This is a genomic window from Marinobacter antarcticus (assembly GCF_900142385.1).
In the GTDB taxonomy this organism is placed as follows: domain Bacteria; phylum Pseudomonadota; class Gammaproteobacteria; order Pseudomonadales; family Oleiphilaceae; genus Marinobacter; species Marinobacter antarcticus.
In genome coordinates, this window is record NZ_FRAQ01000001.1 from 21,013 (window position 1) to 40,396 (window position 19,384).

17 protein-coding genes and 1 tRNA gene are annotated in these 19,384 nt (G+C 55.9%); 15 read left to right on the top strand and 3 right to left on the bottom strand.

Translation table 11 applies throughout. The annotated features are described in order from the left end of the window. The first annotated feature begins 27 nt into the window (after window positions 1–27). The 8 genes from BUA49_RS17730 (at window position 28) to pgi (ending at window position 10,540) form a co-directional block, all read left to right on the top strand. The gene (locus BUA49_RS17730) at window positions 28–204 is read left to right on the top strand and encodes a hypothetical protein (RefSeq protein WP_175547532.1); all 177 of its coding nucleotides are present in this window, start codon (window positions 28–30) and stop codon (window positions 202–204) included. Then, a complete protein-coding gene (locus BUA49_RS00110; RefSeq protein ID WP_072794786.1) occupies window positions 194–3,148 on the top strand; it encodes an ATP-binding protein in 2,955 nt (984 codons plus the stop codon). Before BUA49_RS17730 ends, BUA49_RS00110 begins: the two co-directional genes overlap by 11 nt. A 17-nt stretch (window positions 3,149–3,165) precedes the next feature. Continuing rightward, window positions 3,166–4,563, top strand: coding sequence for a sigma-54-dependent transcriptional regulator (locus BUA49_RS00115; RefSeq protein ID WP_072794787.1), 1,398 nt, complete (start codon window positions 3,166–3,168; stop codon window positions 4,561–4,563). A gap of 699 nt (window positions 4,564–5,262) precedes the next feature. Beyond that, window positions 5,263–6,645 (top strand): polynucleotide adenylyltransferase PcnB, encoded by a 1,383-nt coding sequence (gene pcnB, locus BUA49_RS00125; RefSeq protein WP_072794788.1) that lies wholly within the window; start codon window positions 5,263–5,265, stop codon window positions 6,643–6,645. Next, window positions 6,645–7,142 (top strand): 2-amino-4-hydroxy-6-hydroxymethyldihydropteridine diphosphokinase, encoded by a 498-nt coding sequence (gene folK, locus BUA49_RS00130; protein ID WP_072794789.1) that lies wholly within the window; start codon window positions 6,645–6,647, stop codon window positions 7,140–7,142. Before pcnB ends, folK (BUA49_RS00130) begins: the two co-directional genes overlap by 1 nt. A gap of 61 nt (window positions 7,143–7,203) precedes the next feature. After that, window positions 7,204–7,998, top strand: coding sequence for a 3-methyl-2-oxobutanoate hydroxymethyltransferase (panB, locus tag BUA49_RS00135; protein WP_072794790.1), 795 nt, complete (start codon window positions 7,204–7,206; stop codon window positions 7,996–7,998). Continuing rightward, window positions 7,995–8,843 carry a pantoate--beta-alanine ligase gene (panC, locus tag BUA49_RS00140; RefSeq protein WP_072794791.1) on the top strand — a complete coding sequence of 283 codons (849 nt, stop codon included), beginning with the start codon at window positions 7,995–7,997 and terminating at the stop codon, window positions 8,841–8,843. Before panB ends, panC begins: the two co-directional genes overlap by 4 nt. 35 nt (window positions 8,844–8,878) lie before the next feature. Then, the gene (pgi, locus tag BUA49_RS00145; RefSeq protein WP_072794792.1) at window positions 8,879–10,540 is read left to right on the top strand and encodes a glucose-6-phosphate isomerase; all 1,662 of its coding nucleotides are present in this window, start codon (window positions 8,879–8,881) and stop codon (window positions 10,538–10,540) included. Here the strand turns inward: pgi and folK (BUA49_RS00150) are convergent. Both folK (BUA49_RS00150) and folB read right to left on the bottom strand, forming a co-directional pair. Beyond that, on the bottom strand, window positions 10,523–11,047 hold the full coding sequence (folK, locus tag BUA49_RS00150; protein ID WP_072794793.1) for a 2-amino-4-hydroxy-6-hydroxymethyldihydropteridine diphosphokinase: 525 nt from the start codon (window positions 11,045–11,047) through the stop codon (window positions 10,523–10,525). The genes pgi and folK (BUA49_RS00150) overlap by 18 nt on opposite strands. Next, complete coding sequence (folB, locus tag BUA49_RS00155; RefSeq protein ID WP_072794794.1) at window positions 11,047–11,403, bottom strand: dihydroneopterin aldolase; 357 nt, start codon at window positions 11,401–11,403, stop codon at window positions 11,047–11,049. The genes folK (BUA49_RS00150) and folB overlap by 1 nt, the downstream gene beginning before the upstream one ends. A 140-nt stretch (window positions 11,404–11,543) precedes the next feature. On the opposite strand from folB, the gene plsY reads away from it, so the two are divergent. Continuing rightward, window positions 11,544–12,134 (top strand): glycerol-3-phosphate 1-O-acyltransferase PlsY, encoded by a 591-nt coding sequence (gene plsY / locus BUA49_RS00160; protein WP_072794795.1) that lies wholly within the window; start codon window positions 11,544–11,546, stop codon window positions 12,132–12,134. Window positions 12,135–12,146: 12 nt separating this feature from the next. Here the strand turns inward: plsY and tsaD are convergent, their stop codons facing one another. Further along, window positions 12,147–13,205 carry a tRNA (adenosine(37)-N6)-threonylcarbamoyltransferase complex transferase subunit TsaD gene (tsaD, locus tag BUA49_RS00165; RefSeq protein WP_072794796.1) on the bottom strand — a complete coding sequence of 353 codons (1,059 nt, stop codon included), beginning with the start codon at window positions 13,203–13,205 and terminating at the stop codon, window positions 12,147–12,149. Between the two features lie 240 nt (window positions 13,206–13,445). Between tsaD and rpsU the strand changes: the two genes are divergently transcribed. From rpsU to BUA49_RS00195, 6 genes are all read left to right on the top strand, one after another. Further along, a complete protein-coding gene (gene rpsU / locus BUA49_RS00170) occupies window positions 13,446–13,661 on the top strand; it encodes a 30S ribosomal protein S21 (protein ID WP_072794797.1) in 216 nt (71 codons plus the stop codon). Between the two features lie 150 nt (window positions 13,662–13,811). Next, window positions 13,812–15,539 (top strand): DNA primase, encoded by a 1,728-nt coding sequence (dnaG, locus tag BUA49_RS00175; protein ID WP_072794798.1) that lies wholly within the window; start codon window positions 13,812–13,814, stop codon window positions 15,537–15,539. Window positions 15,540–15,657: 118 nt separating this feature from the next. Further along, window positions 15,658–17,499 (top strand): RNA polymerase sigma factor RpoD, encoded by a 1,842-nt coding sequence (gene rpoD, locus BUA49_RS00180; protein ID WP_072794799.1) that lies wholly within the window; start codon window positions 15,658–15,660, stop codon window positions 17,497–17,499. A 96-nt stretch (window positions 17,500–17,595) separates the two neighbouring features. Next, window positions 17,596–17,672 (top strand) — tRNA-Ile (locus BUA49_RS00185). A 372-nt stretch (window positions 17,673–18,044) separates the two neighbouring features. Next, window positions 18,045–18,419, top strand: a complete 375-nt coding sequence (locus BUA49_RS00190) for a DUF4398 domain-containing protein (RefSeq protein WP_072794800.1) — start codon at window positions 18,045–18,047, stop codon at window positions 18,417–18,419. A gap of 26 nt (window positions 18,420–18,445) precedes the next feature. Beyond that, window positions 18,446–19,261 (top strand): OmpA family protein, encoded by an 816-nt coding sequence (locus BUA49_RS00195; protein ID WP_072794801.1) that lies wholly within the window; start codon window positions 18,446–18,448, stop codon window positions 19,259–19,261. The last annotated feature ends 123 nt before the right edge of the window (window positions 19,262–19,384 follow it).

A 19,384-nucleotide genomic window follows, 5' to 3' on the forward strand; every position in this document is an offset into this window, starting at 1 on the left:
CAAACTTCAGCGCGGATCGCATGCCTGATGTATATCTACCGTCTCGTTTTTCTGCTGGTTCTGGCCATCTATATCTTTTCACCCAACATTCTTGACTGGTGGATCTCTCCCGGGAACGCCTGGTACAGCCCCTTCGTGGTGTGGGCAGGCCTTATAGCCATCGGGTTCTGGCTTGAATGGCGACGAGACCCCAATGAGTTTTAGTGCTTCGGGGCTTTTGCTTGCCAGCCTGCTATACCTTGTCATCCTGTTCGGCATTGCCTGGATGACGGAGCGTGGCATGGTGCCCCGCCACTGGGTACGCCATCCACTGGTTTACACTCTGAGCCTTGGCGTGTATGCAGGAATCTGGGCGGTTTACGCAGCGGTCGGCGTGGCGGCCGAATCCGGATACGGCTTCCTCGCCTATTACCTCGGTATCAGCGGCGCCTTCCTGCTGGCCCCGGTTCTGCTCAACCCCATCTTGAGGATCGGCCGGGCCTATCAACTGACCTCACTCGCCGACCTGTTTGCCTATCGGTACCGCAGCCAGTGGGCGGGGACGCTTGTTACGTTGTGCTCGGGCGTTGCCATTCTTTCTCTGCTGAGCATGCAAATCCAGGCCGTGTCGACATCTGCGAGTATCCTCGCTCCGGACACCTCACCACGCCTGATCAGCGTTATGTTCAGCCTCATCGTGGTGTTGTTCGCCGTGCTGTTTGGCGCCCGGCGCAACCAGGATGCAGAAAACCATCCAGGGCTGGTACTCGCCATTGCCTTCGATTCACTGGTCAAACTTATCGCCCTTCTGGTCATTGGCGGCGTTATTCTTTTTGGCGTATTTGATGGTATGAGCGGCCTGGAAACCTGGCTGGCCGGCAACACTACCCCAGCCACTACCATGTCTCTGAGCATTGACGACGGCAGCTGGCGTGCACTTATGCTGATGTCCTTCGCCGGTGCGCTGGTATTGCCGCATATGTACCACATGACGTTCAGCGAGACCCCCTCTCCCAAAGCTCTGGCAAAGGCCAGCTGGGGGCTACCCCTCTACTTGTTGCTGCTGGGCATTCCGATACCGCTGATTCTGTGGGGCGGCCAGGCGCTGGAGGTTACAACTGGCCCAAACTTTTACACGCTCGGTATTGCCCAGGCACTGGAAAGTCCGGCGCTTACTCTACTCATGTACATTGCCGGGCTTTCGGCCGCCAGCGGCCTGATGATTGTCAGCACCCTGGCACTCGCCGGGATGGTGCTGAACCACGTGGTGTTACCACTGAAGACTCCGAAAGATCAGGGGGATATTTATCGCTGGCTGCAATGGACCAAACGCCTGCTGATTGCCGCAATCATCCTTCTGGCACTGCTATTCCATGAAACTCTTGGCAAGAATCTGGATTTGTCCATTCTCGGGGCGATTTCGCTTTCCGGAACTCTGCAATTGCTGCCTGGCGCCCTGGGCGTCATTTACTGGCCGGAAGGCAACCGCCGCGGGCTGATTGCGGGGCTTATAGCCGGCCTGGTGATTTGGGTGGTAACGCTGGTACTGCCGTTCTCCCATACAGCCAACCTGCTGGAATGGCTGGGGGCCCCGCTGATTCCGGATTACAGCAACTGGCACATATTTACATTTGTCAGCCTGACAGCGAACGTAACGATCTTTGCACTGATTTCGGTACTCAGCACAAGCACCAACGAAGAAACAAGCGCCGCACAAGCTTGCTCCCTGGGAGCTCTATCACGCCCCCAGCGCCGCGAACTGCTTGCAAGTTCTTCAGCTGATTTTGTGCGTCAAATGGCCGAACCTCTTGGTTTGGAAGTTGCCGAGCGAGAAGTAGAACGAGCCCTCGGGCAGCTAAAACTACCCAATGTTGAGTACCGACCCTATCAACTAAGACGGCTTCGTGATCAGGTGGAAATCAACCTCTCGGGCTTGCTGGGGCCGTCAGTGGCCCGAGATATGGTCAAGCGCCACCTCGGTTTCAAACCTATGACCCAGGGCGGCACGGCTCAGGATATCCGCTATGTAGAGCGCGCCTTGGGAGATTACCAGAACCGCCTGACCGGTCTCGCCGGCGAGCTGGACAACCTTCGCCGCCACTACCGTCAGACCCTGCAAAACTTGCCAATTCCGGCTTGTTCAGTGGGCGAGGATGGTGAAATCCTCATGTGGAACCATGCCATTGAAACACTGACGGGAATCACCGCCGACGATGTTGTGGGCGCACGGCTGATGGCCCTGCCAGACCACTGGCACCACCTGCTGGATGATTTCAACAGCGGAGAAGATCTGCATCGTTACAAGCACCGGCTCGATCTCAAAGGGAGGCCCCACTGGCTGAACCTGCACAAGGCTGCTCTCAGCGGCCCGGACCACCCGGATGGTGGCAGCGTCATCCTGGTGGAAGACCAGACCGAAATCCGGCTGCTGGAGGATGAACTGATGCACAGCGAGCGCTTGGCATCGGTTGGGCGCTTGGCAGCAGGCGTAGCACACGAAATCGGCAACCCGGTGACTGGCATTTCTTCTCTGGCACAGAATCTAAAACTGGAAACCGATAACCCGGACATTCTCGATACTGCAAGCCAGATTCAACAGCAGACCCGGCGCATATCAGCCATTTTGCAATCATTGATGAACTTCGCGCGTACAGGTAACCATGCTCAGGCAAACCGATATGAGCCCGTGAGCATCCGCCGCTGCGTAGACGAATCCATCAGCCTGTTGTCCCTGAGTGACAAAGGGCTTGGAATTCATTACATCAACGACTGTCCGGAAACACTCCAGATATTGGGTGACGAGCAACGGCTTTTGCAGGTTTTTGTGAACCTTCTCGCTAACGCCCGGGACGCGTCACCTGAGGGCGGTTCAATCCGGGTCGCTGGCAAGGATGACGGCTACTCAGCTATCATCGAAGTCGTTGACCAGGGTTCGGGAATACCTTTAGACCAGCTTGACCATGTCTTTGAACCCTTCTACACCACGAAAGCAACCAACAAGGGAACGGGACTGGGCTTGTCGCTGGTATACAGCATTATTGAAGAACACTACGGCAATATTCAGGTTAAAAGCCCTGCCAACCCGGCAACCGGGCTAGGCACCTGCGTACGACTGAAACTGCCAGCTTATGAGCCGGAGACAGACAACTCCCCCCATCCGTCCGAATAAAAGGTTCTGAAACTGCCATGCCCCGTATTCTGATCGTGGAAGATGAAGACATTATTCGCTCCGCCGTCCGCAAGCTGCTGCTGCACGCTGGCTATGACGTTGAAGATGTCGGTTCTGTGGAAGAAGCGGAGCAGGAACACGATCCTGACCAGTTCGACCTGATCATTTCAGATCTGCGCCTACCCGGTGCCGCCGGCACGGAACTGATCAACCGGGCACCGAACACACCAGTACTGATCATGACCAGTTACGCCAGCCTGCGCTCCGCAGTGGACTCCATGAAAATGGGTGCGGTGGAGTACATCGCCAAGCCTTTTGATCACGATGAAATGCTGGCAGCCGTGGCGAGCATTCTCGCGCGCACAATGGCGTCGGCCCCGGAACGTCAGAGTGACACCGCTGCACCGTCAGAAAACGATGATCCTGCCAACATCATGTACGGCCAGTGCGAGCCCATGCAGCGGGTTTTCACACTTATACGCAAAGTAGCACCGACAGAGGCAACCGTGCTTGTGCAGGGCGAATCAGGCACCGGTAAAGAGCTGGTTGCCCGGGCGCTGCATCTTTTAAGCCCACGCGCCACAAAGCCGCTGATCTCGGTAAACTGCGCGGCCATTCCGGAAAGCCTTATTGAATCGGAACTGTTCGGACACGAAAAAGGCGCATTCACCGGTGCGGTGTCGGCCAGAACCGGCCTGATTGAAGCCGCTGATGGTGGCAGCCTGTTTCTGGACGAGATCGGCGAACTGCCAGCCGAAGCGCAAGCGCGCCTGCTGCGTGTGCTCCAGGAAAGCGAAATCCGCAAAGTGGGCTCAACCCAGAGCCGGAAGGTCAACGTACGAATGATCGCCGCGACCCATCGCAACCTTAAAGCAATGACCCGTACCGGCGGGTTCCGGGAAGATCTGTACTATCGTCTGAACGTGATGCAGATACGGATTCCACCTCTGCGCGAACGCCAAAGCGATATCCTCGGGCTTGCCCAGCGCTTTCTTGCCTCCCAGGGAGATAAAGTGGGCAAGCCCAACCTGAATCTTAGCCCCGAAGCAATGCGTGTGCTTGAGCGATATCGCTGGCCAGGCAACGTGCGGGAGTTGGAAAATGCTATTGAACGGGCCAGTATCCTGTGCGACGGAGACATCATCACACCCTCGCTACTGGACCTCGACAGCGAGGGTGGTGACGAGTACATCCCTGAAACGCTGGTGGAAGGCAATAACGAGCAGCCCCGCACCCGTGGCGGGGACAACACCAACGACCTTTCTCTGGAAGACTACTTCCAGCACTTTGTGCTGGAAAATCAGGATCGCATGAGCGAGACCGAACTTGCCCAGAAACTGGGCATCAGCCGGAAATCCCTATGGGAGCGCAGGCAGAGGCTCGGCATCCCCCGGAAGAAAACCTCAGGAAACTAACTTCTAAGATTCAGGCCAATTCGCCCTGGCCCTAAAAGGGTGAACCCTTACTCAGTTGTTACCGCATGTTCCCCTTGGTAACACTCCACAGGAAAAGCACTCGTCATGGGTAACACTTATATAAGATACGGGGTAACACTTACACACCAAAAAAAACTAACCCCCTGTTAATAAACAGCTTTCAAAAACTGGCACACCAACTGCACACTATTAAGCGCACAACAACAAAAACAAGAGTGACAAAGCAGCGCTTCAACAAAAACAAAAAGCTGCGGGAATACGTTCAGCAACAAAAACAAAAATAGAACGTGAGCGAATTGAGTGTTTTGGGTACTTTGTTTTTTTGGTAGTCCCTTGGCACGTGCGAGTTGTAGAGATGCAGAGAAGAATCACCCTGAGGTGACGCAGCACCTACCAATAACTTGTTCGTCGTCTTTGACTGCTCATTGTGTTCAAAGCTTTCCGTTTGCACTACTGAGAAGCCCCGGTTTTGGGGATATACAGTGGGGTACAAAAACGAAGAAAAATCCCGGTAAAAAAACAAAAACAATGTAGATCGTCAACGTTTTGAAGGCGGATTCGCGAAAGTGAATCCGCCTTTTGATTATCTGGGGTTCACAAGATTCCGAGGCAAACGTGTGCAAATCCTGCACAAACCGTTAAACTCTCGGTTTTTGCTCAACGCAACCACGGATTTCGATGCCAAAAACACTCTCCTCCATCTTCGAGCAATCTGTCGATAAGCTCCGCTCTTTCATCCCCGGAAACGGGAAAAAAAGGGCACGGGCCTACCAGCGACGGGAAATCGGCAGAGACCAGCACAACGTCTCACGCTCTGCTATCAGCGAGCCTGCCAAGAAAGTTCTCAGCCGGCTCAACAAGTCCGGCTATCAGGCTTACCTTGTAGGCGGCGGTGTACGCGACATCCTTCTGGGACAGCAACCCAAGGATTTTGACATTGCCACCAACGCCACGCCGGAAGAGGTACACGATCTGTTCCGCAACTCTCGCCTTATAGGGCGGCGGTTCAGGATTGTGCACGTGGTGTTCGGGCGCGAAGTCATTGAAGTAACAACTTTCCGCGGAAACGCCGGCGAAGCCGACGACAACGGCACCGACGATGACCGGAAAACCAGCGAGCATGGCCGGCTGCTGCGAGACAACGTTTACGGCAACCAGGAAGAAGATGCGCTGCGCCGGGATTTTACGGTCAACGCTCTGTACTACTGCATCCGCGATTTTACCGTTATTGATTTTGCCAACGGCATTGAAGACCTCCGCAACCAGCAACTCCGTCTGATCGGGGACCCGGAAACTCGCTACCGGGAAGATCCGGTTCGCATGCTTCGCGCCATTCGCTTTGCCGCCAAGCTTGGCTTTGATATAGAGCCAGAAACCGAAGCCCCCATCCGGAGGCTGGCTCCGTTGCTGGCTCACGTCCCAGCGGCTCGCCTGTTTGAAGAAGTACTGAAATTGTTTTCCGCCGGGCACGGTGAAGCCACCTATGACCTTCTCACCCGCTACGATCTTCTGGCGCCATTATTCCCGGAAACCGCCAAAGCCATTGAGGCTGGAGAGCCGGACGAACTGATTCGTCAGGCATTGCGCAACACCGATGCCCGTATCGCGCAAGGAAAGTCCGTTACGCCTTACTTCCTGTTTGCCGCCATGCTCTGGCCTGCGCTGCAAAGAGAATGGAACCACCGCCAGGATAACGGCGACCCGGTACAGCCAGCACTTCACGGCGCTATCGGAAAAGTCATTGGTCGCCAGGTACAGGCAACCTCGATACCCAAGCGATTCTCAGGCCCCATGAAAGAAATCTGGGAGCTTCAGATGCGCCTGCCCCGTCGTCAGGGCAAACGGGCCTTTGTAACCATGAGCCACCCAAGGTTTCGTGCAGCCTACGATTTCCTGCTGGTCCGGGAAGCCTGCGATGAAATCGAACCTGGGCTGGGCGACTGGTGGACTGAGTTTCAGCGCCTGGATGAGCGCGGGCAGGAACGCATGCTTTCAGAGCTCAGCAGCGACGCACCGAAAAAGCGCCGTCGCCGCAAACCGGTAAAACGGCCAGCACCCTAATGAAAACCGACGCCTTCATTGGTCTGGGCAGCAACCTGCAAGAACCCGCAGCCCAGCTGGCAAGGGCTGTAGCTGAGTTGGCCGCGTTACCCGACACAAAACTTATTGCGCAGTCGCCTTTTTACGCCAGCAGCCCGGTTGGCCCACAGGATCAGCCAGACTTTGTGAACGGTGCGGTGTGGCTCAGCACCGGGCTTGACCCGCACACTCTGCTCGATCAGCTTCAGACCATCGAACAGGCTCATGGGCGCGAACGGCTCAGGCACTGGGGCCCTCGCACTCTGGATCTTGATCTGCTGGTGTTCGGCAATCTGGAGCTGAACGACGATCGGCTTACTGTTCCCCACCGGGAGCTCCCGAACCGGGATTTTGTCCTTCAGCCGCTGCTGGACCTGAAATCTGACCTGACACTGCCAGAAGGTATCGCAATCGCTACCCTGAGGGCACAATGCCCAGACAACCGGTTGCGCAAACTTCCACCTCCGGATTACTCTTAGCAAGTGAACGCCGGCCATCCCGGCACGGTCTTGGCCCACCTACCCAAAAGGCAAGGATTTTATGGCTGTTACCATCAATACCCTGCGGGAATACAAACAAAAGGGCGAAGCCTTCTCTGCCCTCACCTCCTACGACGCCACCTTTGCGCAGGTAGTCAGCGAAGCTGGCGTAGACGTTATTCTGATTGGCGACTCGTTGGGCATGGTTCTTCAGGGCCACGATAGTACCCTGCCGGTAACCATGGATCAGATCGTGTACCACGTCGGCTGTGTTGCCAAGGGCAATCGCGGCTCGCTGATCATGGCAGACATGCCTTTCATGAGTTACGGCACGGTGGATGCGGCTCTGGAGAACGCCGCAGAACTCATGCGGGCAGGCGCTCATATGGTGAAGCTGGAAGGCACAGACTGGATGAAAGACACCATCACCGCGCTTGCCGAGCGGGCTGTGCCAGTATGCGCCCACCTGGGCCTGACGCCACAGTTCGTCAACAAGTTTGGCGGTTACAAAGTTCAGGGCCGCGATGAAAAATCGGCGGACACAATGATACAACACGCCTGCGAACTGGAAGCCGCTGGTGCTGATGTTATTCTGCTGGAATGCGTTCCCGCGCCGCTGGCCGCCCGAATTGCCCAGGCAGTCAAAGCGCCTGTTATCGGAATTGGGGCAGGCGCCGATACGGATGGACAGATTCTGGTATTACACGACATGCTGGGCATTACCACAGGCCGTAAACCACGTTTCGTGAAAAACTTCCTGGCAGAGACCGACTCCATTCAGGAAGCCATTGCCGCCTACGCAAAAGCAGTGCGTGAGCGCACATTCCCGGCCGAGGAGCATACGTTCAAGGCATGAGAACCGTCCATTCACTGAAAGAGCTGCGTGCCATTCTCCGCGGTTACCGCCAGCAGCAAAAAACCGTTGGTCTGGTACCGACCATGGGGAATCTGCATGAGGGGCATATTTCACTGGTTCGCAAAGCTGCGGAAGCAGCAGACATTGTGGTTACCAGTATTTTCGTCAATCCGATGCAGTTCGGTGCCAACGAGGATCTCGATACCTACCCCCGCACCCTGATTGAAGATCAGGACAAACTCAGCGCTGCGGGAAACACGCTGGTATTTGCACCTTCGGCCGAGGAAGTCTATCCGGACGGCCTTGCCCGGCACACCCGGATTGTAGTGCCGGAGGTCAGTGACGGCCACTGTGGCGCAAGCCGCCCGGGACATTTTGAAGGGGTTGCGACGGTGGTTTCCGTGCTGTTCAACATGATCCAGCCCGACTTCGCAGTGTTCGGTGAAAAGGACTTCCAGCAACTGGCAGTCATCCGCAAGATGACGCGGGATCTGATGATGCCGGTTGAGGTGATTGGCGCTCCAACCGTACGGGAAAAAGACGGTTTGGCCAAAAGCTCCCGCAACACCTACCTTTCTGAGGAGGAGCGAAAGATCGCCCCCATCATCTTCAGGATTCTGGAAGCCGTTGCAGCCAAGATTGCCGATGGTCACAATGATTTTCAGGTGCTTGCACAGGAAGCCGGTGACAGCCTGCGCGAAGCCGGGCTGCGTCTGGATTACTTCAACATTGCAAACAGCCACACCCTGAAACCTGCCGCACCGGAAGACAGAGACGTTACGCTGCTGGTTGCCGCTTTCCTGGGCACCACGCGGCTGATTGATAATGTCTCAGTAACGCGCTGAGACCTTACGCTAATTCACCAGGAAAGGACTCTCTGATGACCACGCCACACACCGCACTGACTTCAACACCCGAATGGCAAAGACTGACGGCCTGCCGGGAACGCCTGCAAAGCCGCCCCATGAAGGATCTCTTTGAGGGCGACCCGGAACGAGCAAAGCGTTATTTCATTGACGGTGCCGGCTTGTCGCTGGACTTCTCCAGAAACCGGCTTACGGATGATGTGCTTGAGGCGTTGATGGCCCTGGCTCGGAGTCGCAAGCTGGAAGACCACAGAGCGGCTCTGTTTCGCGGCGAAAAGGTAAACGTTACCGAAGGCCGCCCAGCACTGCACACGGCGCTGCGTAACCCTGGGACTGAGACCATTGTGATCAATGGTCAGGATGTGATCGCGGAAGTAAGCGCAACGCTGGCCCGCATGGACACTTTTGTGCAGGAGGTGCTGAGCCAGTCACGTACAGGTTATACCGGCAAGGCGTTTACCGACGTGGTCAGCATTGGCATCGGCGGTTCATTTCTGGGCCCCAAACTGGTGACCGAAGCACTGCAGCCGTATCGGGCTTCGGACCTTCGATGTCACTATGTGGCCAACATTGATGGCACAGAAATCTGCGAAACTCTGGCAAGAGTAAATCCTGAAACCACACTGTTCCTGGTTCAGTCAAAATCCTTTGCCACGCGGGAAACCCTGGAAAACAGCAAAGTCGCCCGAGAATGGTTCATTGAGCGCAGCGGCAATGAGCAAGCTGTTGCCAGTCACTTTATGGCCGTCACTGCCAATAAGGCTGCCGCGCAAAAATTTGGCATTGATCCCGGCAATGTATTCCCGATGTGGGACTGGGTAGGCGGGCGATATTCTCTCTGGTCAGCTATCGGGCTGCCTGTCGCACTGATGATCGGCATGAACAACTTCCGGGCACTGCTCGCCGGAGCCCACGCCATGGACACCCACTTCCGCGATGCACCTCTGGAAAAGAACCTGCCTGTTGTCATGGCCATGCTTGGCATCTGGTACAACAATTTCTGGGGCGCTGAAACCTACGCCATACTGCCTTACGACCACTACCTCCGCAGCTTGCCGGACCATCTGCAGCAACTGGATATGGAAAGCAGCGGTAAACGGGTCACTCAGCACGGGGAAGCCCTGAAATACCATTCAGGGCCCGTGATCTGGGGCGGGGTCGGTGCCAATGGCCAACATGCATACCATCAGCTGATTCACCAGGGCACCCGGTTGATTCCAGCGGACTTCATCATCCCCCTGCAAACCCATAACCCGGTCGCGACACACCACGCCGATCTTTTTGCCAACTGCCTGGGCCAGTCCCGCGCGATGATGGCAGGAAAGACACTGGAAGACGCCAGAGCAGAGCTGGCATCCAGCGGCATGACCGAAAAGGAAATTGAACGACTGGCGCCGCACAAGGTGATCCTCGGGAATCAGCCCAGCAACACGCTAATGATGAAAAAGCTGACACCGGAAACCCTCGGTGCGCTCATCGCTCTTTACGAACACCGTACCTTTGTACAAGGCGTTATCTGGGACATCGATTCGTTTGACCAATGGGGCGTTGAACTAGGTAAAAAGTTGGGCGAAACCATTCTGCCCCGGCTGCTGGAGTCGGACAAAACGGACGAAGCAAGTGACAGCGCTACGGATAATCTGATTGAGCTGTTCCGCTCAGCAAACCGCCTTTGAAATTACTCGCCCCTGCCAGCTAAAATCCACCGGCCACAGTTTCTGGCCGGTGTTGTACGCCTGCCAGAGCTCCAGGTAACTCTTCCGGCACACCGGATGCTTCACTGCCGGCGCAATATCTGCCAGCGGGCGAAGCACAAAAGCGTTCTTGAGAATCTCGCCTCTGGGCAATTCCACACCGTCCATCCGGCCTACCGCCTCTCCGTAAGTCAGAATATCGAGATCCAGCGTTCTTGCGCTGAATTTCGGGGCCTCCCGGCGCCGGCCGTTTTCTGCTTCCAGTTGCTTGAAGTGCCGGGAAAGCTCGCCCACAGAAAGATTGGTCTTAACCCCCACAACCAGATTCAGAAATGGAGAGCCATCAAATCCTACGGCTTCACTTTCATAAACCGGGGAAATATCCAGCTCACCAAACCAGCCTGCCAACGCATCGAGAGACGCACGCACATAACGCTCCCTGTCGATATTACTGCCAATGCTGATATAAACCGGAATCTGATCAGCCATTACCGAACTCCCCTTTCAATGCAGACACCCACAGACCGGGCCGTGGGAACGGCTCCGGGCTTGCGCAACGTAAGCCGGAGCCAGCCAACAGCAAACTCCCGTTGCAGAACTTCCGCAAGGACCTCCGCGCCGTGCTCAAGCAGCTTTGGCCTGAGCTCTTTCAGGCACTGCCCTATGCGCTCACTGACCAATGCGTAATCAAGAGCATCCGCCACATCATCAGATGCGCCGGGAGCGCGGTTATCCCAGGCCATATCCAGATCCACAACCAGTTCCTGGGTTACTTCACGCTCCCAGTCGTATACACCCACCACGGTCTCTACAACCAGGCCTTCGATCAATACGCTGTCTGCCAAGGGGGCTCCCGGGACGATCCCACACACTGCTGATTGAATAACGTACAGACTGCGGATACTGTAACCACACCGGCCTGCAAATTGAGGGCCGGTATTTTCGCACACATTACCTTGAACGTCTTTGTCTCCGAGCTCGCAAAATGGCCCTGAGTGACCCGGTAGTAACTGTTCTGTTGTGTATGGCCGCCTATCTGGCCGGCTCGGTGCTGTTTGCATTACCGGTTTGCCGGCTTTGGGGGCTGCCCGACCCTCGGGCACAGGGCTCAGGAAATCCAGGTGCAACTAACGTTTACCGAACCGGCGGCTGGCTCCCTGCGCTGATCACCCTGGCTCTGGATGCGGCAAAGGGCTGGCTGCCCGTCTGGCTCGCACACAACGCAGGTCTATCGGCCCTGACTCAGGCAATGGTTGCATTGTGCGCCGTTACCGGGCATATGATTCCGGCATTTTATCGATTCAAAGGAGGCAAAGGCGTTGCAACCGCTCTGGGTGCAGGCCTTGCGCTGGCACCGGTTACCACGCTCGCTATGGCCGCTCTGTGGCTGCTGGTGCTATGGCGCTGGCGGATCTCCGCACTGGCATCGGTGATAGCTATCACCAGTGGGCCGGCCATCAGCGCGCTTATTGAACCGGAAAACCTTCCCATGTTTGGCTTGCTGGCGATCCTGATTGTCGTCCGCCACCGCAACAATCTGATACGGCTCGCCCAAGGGCGGGAAATCGGCTTCTAGCCGCGCCGCAGATCAGTCAACAAGGCCCGTAACCCGCACCTCCGTGAGAGGTGGTAGCGTATTCATAGGCCACCTGGGCACTGCCACAATCCGCTCGCCATCACGCTGGCCCGCTTTCATGCGCTGGGCACCGGCGTATGCGATCATCGCTCCATTATCCGTACAAAACTCCGGGCGGGCATAAAACACCTGAGCCCGAAGCTTTGCAGCCATCTTTTCAAGGCCTGCACGCAACCTCTTGTTGGCACTCACCCCTCCGGCAATCACCAAGCGATCACAGCCTGTTTGCTCGAGTGCCCGCCGGCATTTGATCACCAGAGTTTCCACCGCAGCCGTTTCAAAGGCCAGGGCGATATCAGCGCGCACCTGATGGCTCAGCCCCTCGGCTGATTTTTTTTCTGCATTGACCGTATTGAGAGTATAGGTTTTCAGACCACTGAAGCTGAAATCCAGGCCAGGCCGGTCGGTCATCGGCCGAGGAAACCGGTATCGACCCGGCACGCCCTTTTCTGCCAGCGCGGCGACCCGGGGGCCGCCGGGATAGTCCAGCCCAAGCATTTTGGCGGTTTTGTCGAACGCCTCACCGGCGGCATCATCTACGGACTCACCGAGCATTTGGTACTCGCCGATGCCATCCACACGCACCAGTTGTGTATGGCCACCTGAAACCAACAGGGCCACAAACGGAAATGCCGGTGGATTATCTTCCAGCATGGGCGCCAGCAGGTGGCCTTCCATGTGGTGCACGCCAAGCACCGGTATGCCAAGGGCAAAGCCCAATGCGTGTGCAACCGAACCACCCACCATAAGAGCCCCGATCAGACCCGGGCCCGCAGTGTAAGCAATACCCTCAATGTCCTTGCGAGCCCGGCCAGCGTCTGAGAGCACCTGATCGCACAGGGGCAGCAGCTTGCGAACATGATCACGGGATGCCAGTTCCGGCACCACACCGCCATAATCGGCGTGCATGTCAACCTGGCTGAACAGTGCGTGGCTCAACAGCCCCCTGTCAGTGTCAAACAAGGCGACGCCGGTTTCATCACAGGAAGTCTCAATACCCAGGATCAGCATATAATCTGGCCACATTGGTTGGCGTAAATGGATAAACGATGCGCATTTTAGCAGAAACCCGAAACTCACTGGCAGTTTCATCCAACAAACATTGACCTTGCCACGACCCAGGCGCTATCATTGCCGCCCTAAATTACGAACTGGTCGAGTTTTAGCCAATCAGACCAGGGATCGAGCCAGTCTGGCACTGCCAGACGCGCATCTAAATGAAACCGAATCTATCAGGTAGGTGATTGCCGAATGCCAGCTGTTAAAGTGAAAGAGAATGAACCGTTTGACGTAGCACTTCGTCGCTTCAAGCGTTCTTGCGAAAAAGCGGGTGTACTCTCAGAAGTACGTCGTCGTGAGCACTATGAAAAGCCGACTTCCGTCCGTAAGCGCAAAGCAGCCGCTGCAGTTAAGCGCCATCTCAAGAAGCTTCAGCGGGAACAGCGCAAGTTCGAGCGCCTGTACTGAGTTACTGCAGACGCCGCTTGACTGCAAAGCACTGATTGCCTGTACAGCCACAGGCTGCACAGAGCGACCATAAAATGCCGCCGGGGCCTGGCTTCGGCGGCATTTTTGGCTATTGGCCCTAGTATGTAGCCGGCCTGATGTGGAGCCACTATGAGCGGACTGATCCCCCAACGCTTTGTTGAAGACCTGCTCGACCGGGTAGATCTGGCAGAGCTGATCGGCTCGCGAATTACACTCAAAAAGGCCGGCGCCAATTACAAGGCATGCTGCCCGTTTCACGATGAAAAAACGCCGTCATTTAACGTAAGGCCGGATAAAGGTTTTTATCATTGTTTTGGATGCGGTGCTCACGGTGACGCTATTAGCTTCGTGCGTGAGTTTGAGGGTCTGGGCTTTACCGAGGCTGTTGAAGAACTGGCACGCCGAGCCGGGCTGGAAGTGCCATACGACCAGGCCGCCAAGCAGGAAATCCAGCAGGCGCGAACGCTGACCGACGCGCTGGACTTCGCCGGCCGCTTTTACCAGTCAGCGCTTCTTGGCCAGCAAGGCACCTACGCCCGCGACTACCTGAAACAACGGGGGCTCGACGACAGTGTTATCCAGCGGTACCAGGTGGGGTATGCGCCAGCGGCTGACACCTCATTGTTCGATGCTGCAAACAAAGATTTGCAGGGGCCGCTGATCGAGACCGGCACAATCTCTGACAAATATGGCCGGCCGCGGGATCTTTTTCGCAACCGGGTGATGTTCCCTATCCGTAACAGCCGGGGAAAAACCATAGCCTTTGGCGGGCGCACACTTGGTGATGACAAAGCCAAGTACATCAACTCCCCCGAGTCGGATGTATTCCATAAAAGCCGGGAAATATACGGTCTGTTTGAAGCAAAACAGGCACTGAAACAGCTCGACAAGCTGCTCGTAGTAGAAGGCTACATGGACGTAATTGCCCTGGCGCAACACGGCATTGATTACGCCGTCGCGACCCTTGGCACAGCAACAAATCAGGACAGCCTGACCGCACTGCTAAGACAGGTACGGCATGTAGTGTTCTGCTTTGACGGCGACCAAGCCGGGTTAAAAGCGGCTGACCGGGCTATGGATAATGCTCTTGAGCTGATGGCAGACGGGCTGCACCTGCAGTTTCTGATGCTTCCGGAGGGCGAAGATCCGGATACGCTGATACGCAAGGAAGGCTCCGAAGCGTTTCAGAAACGCATTGATGGCGCCACCCCGTTCTCCCGGCGCCTGTTTGACCGCCAGAGCGAGGGCCTGGATCTGCAGCTGCCAGAACATCGTGGCGAGCTCAGAGCCAGAACCGAGCCGCTATTGAACAAGATGCCCAGAAGCACCCTGCGGGATGCCATGTGGCACGAAATGCTGCGCCTTTGCGGGGGGCGCAATCAGTGGCAGAAGCGGCAACCCCAACAATGGGGCAAATGGAAAGGTGAGCGGCGGGATCGCGTCACCGAAGAACGTATCGACGTAAAGCTGAGCAAAGACAGCATTCTGTGCCTGGCACTGCTAGAGGCGCCGGATATGGCAAGCGAGGTCACCGAACTGGCCCGACATTCCCGCCAGTACAACCAGGCCCGAAGTTTTGCAGGTTTTATTCTGGAACATGAAATCCGGAATCGGAAAGTACTGATAACAACACTGGCTCTGGACAGCCAGGCACGAGAGCGGTTCTACCATCTGTTTGACGGCATTGAGCACATCCCGGCACGGGAAAGCACTCTGGCCGCCGCAAGAGAGATGCTGAGCCCGAATGAAGAAGCATCAAGGCAGCAAAAGCTGGCTACACTATTACGCAATTTCGCAAACCTTTCCGCCGAGGAACGGCAAGAGCTGCGAGAGCTGAGCGGGGGAACCCCGGATTAACAGCACTTGAAACTTGGCGCACTGATCACCATCTAACCATTCGGTGGCAGAGCATTAGAGCGACAGCTATAATGGCTGTTTCATTTTCTCTTTATTTAAGCGAGTTCACAGGGTGTCTATGTCAGGCAATTCGCAGAAATCACGTTTGAAAGACCTCATCGCACGAGGCAAGGAACAAGGCTACCTGACTTACGCCGAGGTGAACGACCACCTCCCGGAAGACATTGCCGACCCGGATCAGGTCGAAGACATCATTCGCATGATCAACGATATGGGTATTCAGGTGTCTGAAGTGGCACCGGATGCCGATACTCTCCTGATGACCGACGGTGACTCCACCGCCGACGAAGCCGCTGCCGCTGAAGCTGCTGCCGCTCTCGCCGCCGTGGAATCCGACGCCGGCCGCACCACCGACCCGGTGCGCATGTACATGCGTGAAATGGGTACCGTGGAGCTGCTGACCCGCGAAGGCGAAATTGTTATCGCCAAGCGCATTGAAGAAGGCATCCGGGATGTCATGGCTGCGGTTGCGCACTTTCCTGGCACCGCAGGAACTGTCATCCAGGCCTACGATCGCATCATCGAGAACGAAGGCCGCATCACCGACATCGTAACCGGTTTCCTCGACCCCGACGGCGCTGAACCGTTCATGCCGGAAGAGCCCGCCAAGCCCGAGGTAGCAGACGACAGCAAATCTGAAGACGATTCAGACGAAGAGGAAGAAGAGCCCGAGAGCGGACCAGATCCCGAAGAGACCCGCCTGCGCTTCGAGCTTCTCAGGGAAAAACTGTCAGTCGCAGAAGAGTTATTGGCTAAGCATGGCCGCGCTGACAAGAAAACCCAAGCCGCGCTTAACGAACTGGGCAAGGTTTTTGCGCCGTTCAAGTTAAACAACAAAGCTTTCGATGAACTGGTCAACGTGGTGCGCTCCACCAACGACCTCGTGCGTCAGAATGAGCGTGCGATACTTCAGATCTGTGTCCGTGACTGCAAGATGCCACGCAAGGATTTCATCAAATCCTTCCCTGGCAATGAAGCAAATCAGGACTGGGCTGACAAGATTATCAAGAGCAAAAAGCCCTATGCCGCGGCGATGGGCGAGCGTATTGACGAAATCATCCGGCTTCAGAAGCGCATACAAAATGTGCAGACCGAAGTGGACCTGGCTGTTGTCGACATCAAGGAAATCAACCGCCGCGTATCCATTGGTGAGGCAAGAGCCCGTCGCGCCAAGAAAGAAATGGTTGAGGCCAACCTGCGACTGGTTATCTCCATTGCCAAGAAGTACACCAACCGCGGCCTGCAGTTCCTCGACCTGATTCAGGAAGGCAACATCGGCCTGATGAAGGCAGTCGACAAGTTTGAGTACCGTCGTGGCTACAAGTTCTCTACTTATGCCACTTGGTGGATTCGTCAGGCTATCACCCGATCTATCGCGGATCAGGCGCGCACCATTCGTATTCCGGTGCACATGATTGAAACCATCAACAAGCTCAACCGGATTTCCCGACAGATGCTTCAGGAAATGGGCCGCGAACCCACTCCGGAAGAACTGGGCGAACGCATGGAAATGCCGGAAGACAAGATTCGTAAGGTACTGAAGATTGCCAAAGAGCCGATCTCCATGGAGACGCCGATCGGTGATGACGAAGACAGCCATCTGGGCGACTTCATCGAAGATATCCAGGCGCTCTCGCCAGTGGATTCTGCAACAGCAGAAGGCCTGCGCGAAGCGACTCGCTCTGTACTTTCCGGTCTCACTGCTCGTGAATCCAAAGTACTGCGCATGCGTTTTGGTATCGAGATGAACACTGATCACACGCTGGAAGAAGTCGGCAAGCAGTTCGACGTAACCCGCGAGCGCATCCGTCAGATCGAAGCCAAGGCCTTGCGCAAACTGCGCCACCCTTCCCGCTCCGATCACCTGCGTGGCTTTATTGACGATCAGGGCAACGGATAAGCTTCACAACAGTAGCGGGCGCCGCACCTCCCCGGTATAATGGCGCCCGCTTTGTTTCCCTCACAGGAAACACATTCCTGACAGCGTTCGCTGAACGGGCCTATAGCTCAGTTGGTTAGAGCAGAGGACTCATAATCCTTTGGTCCCTGGTTCGAGTCCAGGTGGGCCCACCATTACTCGAAAACCCCTCACCGGCTACTTCTGGCGCCTCAACATAGCCCCACCTTTTATTATCACTCCGCGCTCCTATGACAGCTTGTTCACTGCGCTATTAACGAATCTATTCGAATTATTTCAGAAGCTTACACGCCGTTCAGACAACCGGACCACTGTATTACACAGACATCTCATCCGGGTTTATTGCGAATCAGTCATGGTAGATTGCCAGTTGCCTGCTATGCTTGTTTTATAGGTGCGCGTGGCACTCCGCAGTTTTACGGTACGTCTCATCGCCGTTCATAAGAGACCGTCAACTCCGACGTTCGGACTGTTTCGTGCAAACAACATTTTCTTGCAAAGCTTATACCGCTGAAAGGAGATCGTGCATGAATAAGCATAAGTCGATGTTATACACCGCTGGTATTACTGGCATCGCTCTTACCATCGGTGGCTGCGCCAGTCCCGGCGAACCGCCAGATTCGGAGCTTCAGTCTGCTGAGTCCTCCCTGCAACAGGCCGTCGCGGCGGATGCCCGTGAGTTTGAGCCGGTGCTGCTGAATAATGCGCAGAACAAGTTAGCAGACGCGAAAAACCTGATTGAGCAGGAGAAGTTTATTGCAGCCGAGCGCCTTCTTCAGCAGGCCTCCGTCGATGCCCAGCTGGCGGGCGCGCGCGCTGATACAGCAAAAGCGCGCCTGGCAGTTGAGGAGATCAATCGGAACATTGAGTCGATGCGCAAGCAAATCAATCAAGACCAGTAATTGCCAAATCTGGAAAGGAGACTGTTATGAAAAAAAGCAACATAACACTGGGCATGGCTATGGGCTTGTCAGTAATGCTTGCCGGCTGCGCTTCAACACCACCAGACAACACGATGCTGAATGAAGCCCGCGCCTCTTACGCGAAAATCAAGGACGACCCGGATGTCGCCCGCAGCGGCGACCGCCAGCTTCGCAGTGCAAGAGATGAGCTCAGTCGCGCTGAGTCCCTGCTGGAAGACGGGAAGGACACAGTTCGCATTGAGCATGCAGCTTACCTGGCCAATCGCCACGCGCAGATCGCCAGCGAGCAGGGCGAGCGCGCAAAGCTGCAGAATCAGATTGATTCTGCAGAAGAGCGCCGTCGCGAGTTGATGCTTGATCAGCGTTCCAGTGAAGCCGAGCGGGCACGCAAAGAAGCCGAGATGCTGCGCAAGAGAATGGAGGAGCTGCAAGCTGAGCGAACCGACCGTGGCATGGTTCTGACTCTGGGTGATGTCCTCTTCGACCTCAATAAAGCCGATCTGAAACTATCAGGGGAGCAGACCATCGGCCGCCTTGCAAAGTTCATGCGAGAGTATGAGGATCGTAGAGTCCGGGTGGAAGGCTATACTGACAGCACCGGTGCCGAATCCTATAATCAGATGCTGTCCGAGCGTCGTGCCCAAGCGGTCCGCGATGAACTGGTTTCCCAGGGCATTGAACGCCGCAGGGTAGAAACCAGGGGCTACGGTGAGCAATATCCTGTTTCCAGTAATGACACCTCCGCTGGCCGGCAACAGAACCGCCGCGTGGAGATTGTCATCTCGGATAAAGAAGGCAAGATCGAGACTCGGGAAAACTAAGCTTCCCCGAGCACCTGAAAACCAAGGGGGAGAGCTCTCTCCCCCTTCAAAAATGCCATTTCAAAAATGCCATTCAAGCCAGCCCACTTGAATTCCGGGCACATTGACGAAGATCAAGCATGT